This window comes from Bradyrhizobium sp. 192 (genome assembly GCF_023100965.1).
GTDB lineage: Bacteria > Pseudomonadota > Alphaproteobacteria > Rhizobiales > Xanthobacteraceae > Bradyrhizobium > Bradyrhizobium symbiodeficiens.
The window spans coordinates 422,701-434,021 of record NZ_CP064690.1 but is presented as its reverse complement, the minus strand read 5'-3'; the positions used below and the strand labels follow the sequence as shown (position 1 = coordinate 434,021).

At 64.4% G+C, this 11,321-nt stretch carries 12 protein-coding genes and 1 pseudogene; 2 read left to right on the top strand and 11 right to left on the bottom strand.

Annotated elements, in window-relative coordinates; all coding sequences use genetic code 11:
• Positions 1-30 precede the first annotated feature (30 nt).
• The 6 genes and pseudogenes from IVB24_RS02030 to IVB24_RS02005 all read right to left on the bottom strand — a co-directional run bounded on the left by IVB24_RS02030 (position 31) and on the right by IVB24_RS02005 (position 4,343).
• On the bottom strand, positions 31-273 hold the full coding sequence (locus IVB24_RS02030) for a hypothetical protein (protein ID WP_247771902.1): 243 nt from the start codon (positions 271-273) through the stop codon (positions 31-33).
• Positions 273-758, bottom strand: coding sequence for a pyridoxamine 5'-phosphate oxidase family protein (locus IVB24_RS02025; RefSeq protein WP_247771901.1), 486 nt, complete (start codon positions 756-758; stop codon positions 273-275). Before IVB24_RS02025 ends, IVB24_RS02030 begins: the two co-directional genes overlap by 1 nt.
• Before the next feature lie 67 nt (positions 759-825).
• Positions 826-1,212, bottom strand: a complete 387-nt coding sequence (locus IVB24_RS02020; RefSeq protein WP_106947182.1) for a VOC family protein — start codon at positions 1,210-1,212, stop codon at positions 826-828.
• 20 nt (positions 1,213-1,232) lie between these two features.
• The gene (locus IVB24_RS02015) at positions 1,233-2,057 is read right to left on the bottom strand and encodes an FkbM family methyltransferase (RefSeq protein ID WP_247771900.1); all 825 of its coding nucleotides are present in this window, start codon (positions 2,055-2,057) and stop codon (positions 1,233-1,235) included.
• A gap of 90 nt (positions 2,058-2,147) precedes the next feature.
• A pseudogene (locus IVB24_RS02010) lies at positions 2,148-2,536 on the bottom strand (ATP-binding cassette domain-containing protein); the annotation flags it as partial.
• 193 nt (positions 2,537-2,729) lie between these two features.
• Positions 2,730-4,343 carry a GMC family oxidoreductase N-terminal domain-containing protein gene (locus tag IVB24_RS02005; protein WP_247771899.1) on the bottom strand — a complete coding sequence of 538 codons (1,614 nt, stop codon included), beginning with the start codon at positions 4,341-4,343 and terminating at the stop codon, positions 2,730-2,732.
• A 443-nt stretch (positions 4,344-4,786) separates the two neighbouring features.
• Between IVB24_RS02005 and IVB24_RS02000 the strand changes: the two genes are divergently transcribed.
• Positions 4,787-5,935, top strand: coding sequence for a GAF domain-containing protein (locus IVB24_RS02000; protein WP_247771898.1), 1,149 nt, complete (start codon positions 4,787-4,789; stop codon positions 5,933-5,935).
• Positions 5,936-5,962: 27 nt separating this feature from the next.
• On the opposite strand, the gene IVB24_RS01995 is transcribed toward IVB24_RS02000, so the two are convergent.
• The 4 genes from IVB24_RS01995 to sdhC are packed head-to-tail and all read right to left on the bottom strand — an operon-like array spanning position 5,963 to position 9,426.
• Positions 5,963-6,745 (bottom strand): succinate dehydrogenase iron-sulfur subunit, encoded by a 783-nt coding sequence (locus tag IVB24_RS01995; protein ID WP_018318931.1) that lies wholly within the window; start codon positions 6,743-6,745, stop codon positions 5,963-5,965.
• 42 nt (positions 6,746-6,787) lie between these two features.
• Positions 6,788-8,623 carry a succinate dehydrogenase flavoprotein subunit gene (gene sdhA / locus IVB24_RS01990; protein WP_094972688.1) on the bottom strand — a complete coding sequence of 612 codons (1,836 nt, stop codon included), beginning with the start codon at positions 8,621-8,623 and terminating at the stop codon, positions 6,788-6,790.
• A 3-nt stretch (positions 8,624-8,626) separates the two neighbouring features.
• On the bottom strand, positions 8,627-9,031 hold the full coding sequence (gene sdhD, locus IVB24_RS01985) for a succinate dehydrogenase, hydrophobic membrane anchor protein (RefSeq protein WP_094890230.1): 405 nt from the start codon (positions 9,029-9,031) through the stop codon (positions 8,627-8,629).
• Entirely contained in the window at positions 9,028-9,426 is a 399-nt protein-coding gene (gene sdhC, locus IVB24_RS01980; RefSeq protein ID WP_094972689.1) for a succinate dehydrogenase, cytochrome b556 subunit, read from the bottom strand. The genes sdhD and sdhC overlap by 4 nt, the downstream gene beginning before the upstream one ends.
• Positions 9,427-9,942: 516 nt before the next feature.
• On the opposite strand from sdhC, the gene IVB24_RS01975 reads away from it, so the two are divergent.
• Entirely contained in the window at positions 9,943-10,803 is an 861-nt protein-coding gene (locus tag IVB24_RS01975; protein ID WP_247771897.1) for a sulfite exporter TauE/SafE family protein, read from the top strand.
• Here IVB24_RS01975 and IVB24_RS01970 read toward each other — a convergent pair.
• Positions 10,800-11,309, bottom strand: coding sequence for a hypothetical protein (locus IVB24_RS01970; protein WP_247771896.1), 510 nt, complete (start codon positions 11,307-11,309; stop codon positions 10,800-10,802). The genes IVB24_RS01975 and IVB24_RS01970 overlap by 4 nt on opposite strands.
• Positions 11,310-11,321 lie beyond the last annotated feature (12 nt).

Below are 11,321 nucleotides of genomic sequence, written 5' to 3'. Positions count from 1 at the left end.
TTGCAATTGCCCCACGTGCGATCGGTCGCTTCACGCGCGCTCCCGCGGCGGATTTGCATCCGTCGCTGGATTTGGCGTCAGCGGGCCGTTCGGCCCGCGTGATGGAATCTCTTCCGGCGTGCGGCCCGGCAATTCGTCGGGTTGCGGCGATTCGCCGGGCTCGCGCACCGGCGGTGCGATTTCGGGCTGCGGACTGCCGGGCGGAATTCCCGGCGGCGGCTCGGTCGGCGTGCCCGGTGTCGAAGGCGGAATCTCGGGCGGCTCGATCGGCATCACAGCGAGACCTTGCGGTTCTCGCCAAGGTCGGGCCGCGTGTTCGTCACCGCTGCCGCAGCCATCTTCACATAGGAGATCACCGTGCCCGGCGAATCCCAGAATTCGGCATCGTCCGGCGTGATCTTGAGCACGCGAATGTTGGGGTCTTCAGCGCTGTCCCACCACGCCTTCGCCGGCGTCGAGAACAGCTGCTTGATCTTGGCGCGGTCGTTGGAGACGACAGCGGTGCCTGTCAGCGAAACATATTTCTGACTGCTGGCATCGGCGAACGACAGGTTGACGGAGGGATCGCGTGCGATCTCCTCGTCCTTGTGGCGCCGCGCGTCGGTCAGGAAGAGAATCGCGTTGGCGTCGCGATCGAGAAAAGCGCTCATCGGCCGAGCGCGCAGCTTGTCGCCGTCGCGCGTCACCAGCATCGCGAAGCCGATCTTCTTCATCAGATCCCAGGCGCGGTCCACATCGCCAGTATTATCGTTGGCCATATCGTACTCCTTCTGCAAGGAACGATAACGACCTGCATGGAACGATGTTCCTGCCGGAACTCCCGCCTTATTCCGGCGCGTGGCACACGGCCTCGATATTGTGGCCATCGGGATCGAGCACGAAAGCGCCGTAATAGTTCGCATGGTAATGCGGGCGGATGCCGGGCGGACCGTTGTCCCGGCCACCGGCTGCGATGGCCGCCTTGTAGAAGGCATCGACGGTGGCGCGGTCTTTGGCCGCGATCGCAACATGCACCGGCTTGTTCATGGCGCCTTCGCCGCCGATCCAGAAGTCCGGCTTGCCGTCGGCGCCGAAGCCTGCGGCGGCGGCGTGGCCGGTCTGCTCCGCCGTAACCTCCATGATCAGGCCGTAGCCGAGCGGGGCCAGCGCCTCGGTGTAGAAGGCCTTGGCGCGCTCATAGTCGGAGACGGAGAATCCCAGATGGTCGATCATCGCAACCTCCTTCGTCCTTGTCAGCGCGAGAGGAACGTATTGCTTCGTGTCCTGCGCGCGATCGCGAATCCGCGTGCGACCATGTCGGCAATACAATCCTGCTGCCATTCGTTTTGTGACAGATGCTCGATGACGACCGCGCGCGGCCATAGCGCGGGCGGCGCATCGCGGAAGAAGCCGATCAGCACGCGGTCCTCGAAACCCTCGACGTCGATCTTCAGCGAATCGACTTGGCGGACGCCGGCCTCGTCGAGAATGCGTGTCAGCCGCAGCGACGGCACCTTGATGGCCTCGGCGCTCGCCGGGCCGGTGACGACGTGAGTGGCGCCGAGATTGCCGCCGCCGCTCTCGATCATCAGCTCGCCGTCGCTGTCGCCGGCCGCGGCCTGCACCAGGCGCACCTGCGCCGTCTTCGATGCGGCGTGATTGAACGAAAGCCGTCCAAACGTCAGCGGATGCGGCTCGATCGCGACCACCTTGCCCGTGGTGCCGACCTGCCGCGCCATCACCAGCGCAAACGTGCCGACATTGGCGCCGACGTCGACGAACACGCCGCCCGCCGGGGTGTGCCGGCGCAGAAACTCGAGCTCGTCGAGATTGTAATCGGGATTGAACAACGCGCCGCGCTCGGTCGCGCTGCCCTGGTGATAGAAGCGGAACGATGCGCCCTGATATTGCACGTCGAGCGGGCCGCCGCCCAGCAGGTTGACCAGCCGCGACATCCAGGGCCGGAACGCGCCGCGCTTCAGCCCCGACTGCTGTGCGAGGCGAATGATCGCAGCCTGCGCCGCATTGGGCGCAAACGCGCCGAACGGCGCGGACGAAGGGGCATTGTCGGTCGTCAAGCAGGCGGTCCTCGTTACAAGCGGCGCATGCATAGCCGGTTTTGCGGAGGACTCCAACGCTATGGGATAAGAATGTACGGGCTACGGACTTCACGCTGCCTTCTTCGGCGGTGCCTTCCGTTGCCGCAGAAATCGCCCGAGCAGCCTGCGCTTGCCCTTGCGTGGGATCAGGTCGATGTCGCTGACGAGCTTGGCGCCGCCCTTGCGGCGCTCCAGCACGATCTTGGGGCTGTGGAAGGCTTCCAGCTCGACGCGATGCGCGACGCTGACGATCGTCGCCTTCGACAGTTCGTCGGTGACCATCTTCATCATTTTGTCCAGGCTCTTCTCGCCGAGCGCCGAGGTAGCCTCATCCAGCACGACGATGTCGGGTTGTGCAGCAGCAGCCGCGCGAAGGCGAGGCGCTGTTTCTCGCCGCCTGACAGCGTCTGGTCCTACGGCCCCTTCTGCTCGTCCTTCTCCTTGAGATGGATGATCCCTGCGGGCCTGCTCGGCCTCTTCGGGCGAGAGCTTGGGATCAGGCTCGACCAATTCGGGCGGAGGGGGACTGACTTCGTCGCCGCTCTCGCCCTTGATCTTGACGATGGGCGGCTTCTTGCCCCGCTCACGCCTACCAGCCTGCTTGTCTATGTGCGGACAACGCCACTCGAGTTCCCAGGTCCAGGGCGGCGTTCAGATGTCGTGCTCGTCCCGCATTGCGCGCGCCGCCTTCTCTCCGATGATGACGCACGGCGCCATCGTGTTGCCGGTTGTGATTCGCGGCATCACGGAGCCGTCGGCGATGCGAAGCCGGTCGACCCCATAGACCTTGAGCTTGCTGTCGACCACGGACATCGCGTCACGTCCCATCTTCGCCGAGCATGTCTGGTGCCAATAGGTCACCGCGGAGTCGCGCACGAAGCGTTCCATCCCGGTGGCGTCGAGGGGACCGGGCATCGACTCGCGCGTCACCAACGGCGCGAAGGCGCGGGTATTGCCGAGCGTACGACAGAGGTCGACGCAAGCGATCGCCGTCTTCACATCATCAGGATGCGACAACATGTTGGCTTCGATGCGCGGAGCTGCAAGCGGCTCGGCGTTTCGGAGTCTGACCCGGCCCCGGCTCTTCGGCAAAGCGAGGCCAGCGAACATCGTCCAGCCGTGAGCGGGGGCCCGGCTTGCCGTGTCGGGGCTCGGCACCGGAAATTCGACCTGGCAGAACAGCAGGTCGGGAGACGTGAGCGCGGAATCAGATTTCCAGTACAGCGTTGCTGCATTGCCGGTGTTGCGCGGCGCGATCGGCTCGCGATACTCCCAGATGCATCCGAACGAGACATGGTCCTGCAGATTTTGACCGACACCGGGCAGGTGCTGGACCACGGGTATATCGAGCGCTCGAAGCTCGTTCTTATCGCCGATACCGGAGCGCATCAGCACGGACGGCGTCTGGATCGCCCCGAGCGCGAGCACAACTTCCCGTGCCGCGCTGATTCGCACGGTCCGGCCGTCACGGATCGCCTCGACGCCGACGGCCTTTCCGCGCTCGATCAGGATGCGAGAGACCTGCGTGCCGGTCAGCAGAGTGAGATTGGGTCGATCGAGATAGGGATAGGTGAAGGCGCGGAAGATGGAGTTGCGCCTGCCGTTGCGGACGAGGATGTCCGTGATGGCGCAGCCGCCATCGCCCTCCATCATCTCACCGTTGGGACTTTCGAAAGTTGGAATGCCGATCTCCTTCGCCGCGCCCAGCATCGCCAATGCGGCCGGCCCGGGATCGGGTGACGGCTGCACGAAGACCGGGCCGCCGGTGCCGCGATGACGCGGATCGGGCGCGCCCTGCCAGTTCTCGATCTCCCGGAAAATCGTCGAGACCGCGTCGTAGCCCCAGGATTCATCGCCGCTTTGCTCGGCGAAGAAATCCCAGTCGCTGCGGTGGCCGCGCGCCCACAGCATCACGTTGATGCTCGACCCGCCGCCGAGAACCTTCCCCATCGACATCGGAAGCGCGCGACCGTTCAGATGCGGATTGGGCTCCGCGACAAAACCCCAATCGGTGGCGCTGCCAAGGTTGCCCGGCCATGCCGCCGGCTCCATCACGGTCGGCACATCGTCGCTGCCGCCGGCTTCGATCAGCAGGACAGCGACAGAGGGATTCTCGGCAAGACGCCGTGCGACGACCGAGCCTGAGCTGCCGGCGCCGCAGACGATGAAATCGTAGCTGGCGCGAGGGTTTTCGCTGAGCTGGCGCTGATTGGCAGCAACGCGATCAGCAAACTCTGGAAGATCGGAAGGCACGACGTCGTTCATGAGATTGCTCCAGGCAAGGGGGCGCTGCCGGAACGGGACGTTCCGGGCGGAGGAGGGTGAGAAGAGGAGGAGGACCGCCGTCGGCGGTGCGGCTCCGGCCGATAGAGCGGGCGTCACGGCTTGCGCCGTTCCTGCAGCTGGGATCCCGCGGGCTGCTTGACCGAGGCGCGCCTCTGCTCGTGCGAGGACCGCTCCCCGGTTGGGCGGGGAGGATTGGGGCTTGGGCCGTCAGGCCATGGTGTACTCCTTCGGAAGGGATGGGCCTTGGCCCGTCGCATCTGCCAAGCAGTGCGCAGCCAGTCTATCAGATTTATCAAATCTATCATTATCATCAAATTTATCAAAATAGGAGGAGCCTCCCCTTGTCAACGGGGGCGGGAGCACGACATTGTGAGGTCGGGGACGGGCACGGCCGCTGAACGGCCGGGGCAAAGTTGGGCTCTATGGACAAGGACATTCTGACCACGGCGGAGGCTGCCAAGATTTTGGGAGTCTCGGTCCGCACGGCACAGCTTCTGATCGAAGGCGGCTCGATCACCTCCTGGAAAACTCCAGGTGGCCATCGACGGGTCTACCGCCGCGACGTTCTCGCGCAGATCACCGGGCCCGCTCAGACGGCAATAGCTGCTTCCGCGCGGGTGATCGTCATTGCGCGCCCGGAACGCATGGCCGATTACGAAGCGGCTGTCGCGAAGGTCAAATATTGCGTCGTCGAGCGCTACACCGACGTTTATGCGGCGCTGCTCGCGATCGGCTCCCGGCTGCCGGCGGCGGTCGTCATCGAAGCCGAACCATCGGACGCCGCCAGGTTGGCCGTGCTGGAGAGCTTGCGCTCCGATCCGGCGCTTGGAGGCACACAGATCCTGGTTGTCGGCCGTTCGGCGGCAGACGTCGGGATGACGCGGTTCATCGATGGATTGCCCGCGCTACCCGAGGCAGTCGAGACCGCGATCCGGGGTGCCGTCGAGCCTCCCGCTCCGTTCGAGACGCCGCCGTCTTTTCCGTTTCCGGCCAACGAGGGCCAGCGGCTTGTTGCACTCGAACGCTCCGGCCTCGTCGACACGCCGCCGGAGGATGCCTTTGATCGTCTGACGTGGTTGGCAGCGCGCAGCCTCGATGCTCCCGTCGCACTGCTGACGCTGCTCACTCCGACCCGGCAATGGTTCAAGTCGCGCTACGGGCTCGATATGGCCGATACGCCGCGCGGCTGGGCGTTCTGCAACTACACCATTCTGCAGAAGGATATCATGGTCGCGGAGAACCTCGCGACCGACGAGCGCTTCGTGGAGAATCCGGCCGTGTCGGGAGAACTGGGGTTTCGGTTCTACGCCGGCTGCCCGGTGGTCGATCCCGACGGCTTCACGCTCGGTTCGCTCTGCGTGATCGACACAAGGCCCCGCACGCTCGACGATACCCAGAAGCAGATCCTCGCCAGTCTCGCTGCGCTCGCTTCGGACGAGATCAAGCTGCGCGTCACCGACCGCCAATTGCGCCGGGCGGTCGAGCACGGGACTTCAAGGGGAAGCGCGGCCGCGGCGCCAGCCCGGTCCGACAACAAGCGCGACGCCGAGCATCGGCAGGGCAGTGCGTGACACGAGGTGAGTGTCACGCAGCGCTGATCAGATCTGGCGTTCGACCATCTTGAGCTTGAGCTCGGCGATGGCCTCGGCCGGGTTCAGTCCCTTCGGGCAGGCCTTGGCGCAGTTCATGATCGTGTGGCAGCGGTAGAGGCGGAACGGATCCTCGAGATCGTCGAGCCGCTCGCCGGTCGCCTCGTCGCGCGAATCGGATACCCAGCGGTTGGCCTGGAGCAGCGCGGCGGGACCGAGATAACGTTCGCTGTTCCACCAATAGCTCGGGCACGAGGTCGAGCAGCAGGCGCACAGGATGCACTCGTAGAGGCCGTCGAGCTTCTCGCGATCCTCGTGGGTCTGACGCCATTCCTTCTGCGGCGTCGGCGAGGTCGTCTTCAGCCACGGCTCGACCGAGGCATATTGCGCGTAGAAATTGGTGAGGTCGGGGACGAGGTCCTTCACGACCGGCTGGTGCGGCAGCGGATTGATCTTCACCGCGCCGTCCTTCACGTCGTGCATCGAGCGGGTACAGGCCAGCGTGTTCTGGCCGTCGATGTTCATGGCGCAGGAGCCGCAGACGCCTTCGCGGCAGGAGCGGCGGAAGGTCAGCGACGGGTCGATGTGGTTCTTGATCCAGATCAGGCCGTCCAGCACCATCGGACCGCAATCATTGGTGTCGACGTAATAGGTGTCGACGCTCGGATTCTTGCCGTCGTCCGGGTTCCAGCGATAGACGCGAAACTCGCGGGTCTCGGTCGCGCCCGCGGGCTTCGGCCAGGTCTTGCCGCCGGTGATCTTGGAGTTCTTCGGAAGTGCGAATTCAACCATCTCGATAAGGCCTTCGCTGTTCGATCAGTACACGCGCGTCGCTTAGTAAACGCGCGCCTTGGGCGGGATGTACTGCACGTCGTTGGTCATGGTGTAGTCGTGAACCGGGCGATACTCGATCTTGACCTTGCCGGAGTCCTCCAGCCAGGCCAGCGTGTGCTTCATCCAGTTCTTGTCGTCGCGGTCGGAGAAGTCCTCGCGCGCATGCGCGCCGCGGCTCTCGGTGCGGTTGGCGGCCGAGTTCATCGTCACCACCGCCTGCGAGATCAGATTGTCGAATTCCAGCGTTTCGACCAGGTCGGAATTCCACACCAGCGAGCGGTCGGACACGGCGATGTCGGTGATGCCGCTGTGGACCTTCGCGATCAGGTTCTGGCCTTCGCTCAGGACTTCGCCGGTGCGGAACACCGCGCAATTGGTCTGCATCACGTTCTGCATGCCTTCGCGCAGCTTCGCGGTCGGCGTACCGCCGGAAGCGTAGCGGTAATGGTCGAGGCGACCCAGCGCGAGATCCGACGAGTTCGCCGGCAGCTCGGGCTGCTTGGCGTTCGGCGTCAGCTTCTCGGCGAGACGGAGCGCCGCGGCGCGGCCGAACACGACGAGATCAATCAGCGAGTTGGAGCCGAGGCGATTGGCGCCGTGCACCGAGACGCAGGCGGCTTCGCCGATCGCCATCAGGCCGGGGATGATGGCGTTGTCGTCACCGTCCTTCTTGGTCAGCACTTCGCCATGATAGTTGGTCGGGATACCGCCCATGTTGTAGTGCACGGTCGGCACGATCGGGATCGGCTCGCGCGTCACATCGACATTGGCGAAGATCTTTGCGGATTCGGAGATGCCCGGTAGCCGCTCGGCCAGCACCGCGGGATCGAGATGATCCAGATGCAGGAAGATGTGATCCTTCTTCTTGCCGACGCCGCGTCCCTCGCGGATCTCGATGGTCATCGCGCGCGAGACGACGTCACGCGAAGCGAGGTCCTTGGCCGACGGCGCATAGCGCTCCATGAAGCGCTCGCCCTCGGAGTTGACGAGATAGCCGCCTTCGCCGCGCGCGCCCTCGGTGACGAGACAGCCCGAGCCGTAGATGCCGGTCGGGTGGAACTGCACGAACTCCATGTCCTGCATCGGCAGGCCGGCGCGCAGCACCATGCCGCCGCCGTCGCCGGTGCAGGTATGGGCCGAGGTGCAGGAGGCGTAGGCGCGGCCGTAGCCGCCCGTCGCCAGGATCACGGTCTGGGCGCGGAAGCGGTGCAGCGTGCCGTCGTCGAGCTTGAGCGCGATGACGCCGCGGCAGGTGCCCTGGTCGTCCATGATCAGGTCGATGGCGAAGAACTCGATGAAGAATTCGGCGGCGTGGCGCAGCGACTGGCCGTACATCGTGTGCAGCATGGCGTGACCGGTGCGGTCGGCGGCGGCGCAGGTGCGCTGCGCCTGGCCCTTGCCGAAGTCCATGGTCATGCCGCCGAACGGGCGCTGGTAGATCTTGCCGTCCTCGGTGCGCGAGAATGGTACGCCCCAATGCTCGAGCTCGTAGACCGCGTCGGGCGCGTTGCGCACCATGTATTCGATCGCGTCCTGGTCGCCGAGCCAGTCCGACCCCTTCACGGTGTCGTACATATGCCAGCGCCAGTCGTCCTTGTGCATGTTGCCGAGCGAGGCGGAGATGCCGCCCTGTGCCGCGACCGTGTGCGAGCGGGTCGGAAACACCTTGGTGATGCAGGCTGTCTTCAGGCCCGCTTCGCTGCAGCCGACCACGGCGCGCAGTCCCGCGCCGCCGGCACCGACCACGACGACGTCATAGGTGTGGTCTTCGATCGGATAGGCTTTTCCGTTCGTGGCGGGAGCGCCGTTGCCCTTGCCATTGGTCTCGGTGGCCATGGGTTACACTCCGGAGGAAAGTTTCAGGATCGCGTAGGTCGAGGCGAGCGCCACGGCGACCGAGAAGAAGTTGTTGAGCATGACCGAGACGAGCTTCAGCTTCTCGTTATGGACGTAGTCCTCGATCACCACTTGCATGCCGATCTTCATGTGCCAGGCGCTGGCGAAAATGAAGAGGAGCAGGATCACCGCGACGGGAATGGAGCTCAGGGTCTGCGCAACGTAGACCTGGTTGCGGCCGAGCAGCATCACGATGATCACCAGCGCCGGGATCATCAGCAGCGTCATGGCGACGCCGGTGATGCGCTGGCGCCAGAAATCGGACGTGCCGGAATGGGCGGCACCGAGATTGCGGACGCGGCCGAGCGGGGTGCGCAGGCTGCGCTTCGGCGTATCGGATGCGCTCATCGGCCACCTCCGTTCGCATAGGCGACGATCCAGATCAGCACCGTCAGCGCGATGCCGCCGATCAGGGCGCCCCAGGTCAGCGCTTCCCGCTCATTGGCCTTGAAGCCGTAGCCGAGGTCCCAGATGAAATGCCGGATGCCGCTGAGCATATGGTGCATCAGCGCCCAAGTGTAGCCGAACACGATCAGCCGCCCGATGATGCTGCCAGCGAAGGCCTGGACGTGCGCGTAGGCGGTAGGGCCGGAAGCCGCGGCAACCAGCCACCAGACCAGCAGCAGGGTTCCGAAATAGAGGGCAATACCGGTGGCGCGATGGATGATGGACAGGGCCATCGTCAGCGTCCAGCGGTACACTTGCATGTGCGGCGAAAGGGGTCGTTCGATCCGTGCGGTCATGGGCTTTGATGTTTTATGGCGGCCCGGCAGGGGCGCGCGGGGATCGGAAAGGTCGGCTCTATTTACGGAGTCGATTTGGCCTGCGCAATCTCCAAATTGACATAAATCGAACGGTGGTTCAGCTCTAGGGCCTTGATGAAACAAGGCCAATCAGGGGCTTGGTATACCAGAGCGTCGGTCCGCCAACTAAATATCGAATCTCGATTCATTATTTTAGGAGCGTGTGAGACGCGTTGAAATCACTATTGGAACGCCTCTAACCCGCCGTTCGGCGCTTGGCGCTCGCTCCGGTTGGTCCATGCGGCCCGATCGGCCCTCTCCAAGGCAGAGGGCGACCCGGTCCCCGCACGCCGGCTCTGTCCGCTGCGGCCGCGGATATGCGCGGCCCGCATTCCACCCCAGCCGGAACGCTCCGAGCGTCGACCGGACCAATCAGATCGCCTAAAGCTGGGAACGCAGCTGTCTTCGAACCCGCATCTCGGAGAAGTTGCGACCAGTCGCCGGGGCAGGTCAGGGGTGATTGCAGGACTTGATATCAAGGACATCGCCGAGCTCGCGCTGTTGCTGATCGCAACCGGCGCGCTTTCGGGATTCCTGGCCGGCGTGTTCGGCATCGGCGGCGGCGCGATTCTCGTGCCGGTGTTCTACGAATGCTTTCGCATCGCCGGCGTGCCGCTGGAGGTGCGTATGCCGCTTTGCATCGGCACTTCGCTCGCGGTGATCATCCCGACCTCGATCCGCTCGTTCCAGGCGCATTACAAGCGCGGCGCCGTCGATTTGTCGATCCTGCGCGCGTGGTGGTTGCCGATCGTGATCGGCGTCGTCGCCGGGAGCGTCGTCGCGCGCTACGCGCCGGAGCGGCTGTTCAAGATCGTGTTCGTCTGCGTCGCCTGGTCCGCGGCCGCGAGACTCATCTTCGCGCGCGAAGGCTGGAAGTTCGGCGACGACCTGCCGAAGGGCCCGCTGATGCGCGCCTACGGCTTCTGTGTCGGCATCCTCTCGACCCTGATGGGCATCGGCGGCGGCCTGTTCTCGAATCTGCTGATGACGTTCTACGGCCGTCCGATCCATCAGGCGGTGGCGACCTCGTCGGCGCTGGCAGTCTTGATCTCGATCCCCGGCGCGCTCGGCTACATCTATGCCGGCTGGCCGGCGGCGGCGAACTATCCGGCCGTCGCAGCGCTGCAAGTGCCGTTCGCGCTCGGCTACGTCTCGTTGATCGGCGCGGTGCTGGTGATGCCGATGAGCCTCGTCACCGCGCCGTTGGGCGTGCGGGCCGCGCATGCGATGTCGAAGCGGACGCTGGAGGTGGCGTTCGGCTGCTATCTATTTGTCGTTGGCAGCCGATTCGTGCTGAGCTTGGTCGGCGGACACTAATTGACCGCCCCGTCCTTCAATCTCACTTCGCTGTGGCCCCACATTTGAAGATTGCCTTGCGCTTCCAGAAGATCGGAATCGACCAACGCCTGAATGCGGGCTGCAAAGACCTCAAAATCGACAGGAGCCGCTAGCGCTTCTTCTTTTTCGACCCTCTCAACCGCGCGGTACAGGACCATTGCCACCTTCTGCCATCGTGGCTCCATGACAGAGAAAATGACGCGATCCAAATCGGTCTCCAGCACAGAGGACGGAAGTGAAGCGTCTTCCCACCGAAGTCTGCTGTGGATGGTGGCAGGCGGTCCCGGCGGTTCAAGGTCGGGAAATCGCTTGTAGATCAGTCGCAGAAGCTCGAATTGCAAATGGAAAACTGCCGTTACGAGCGGTTCTGCAAATAGCCTTCTGCCGTCATCGCCAACCTCGACGATCGCGGCCTCCGCTCGCCGGAATGCGGCGGCTGCATCGAGTAGGTGCTTGTGTATCTTCTTGGCTTGCTCTCGGTTCATGTCCCCCATCCC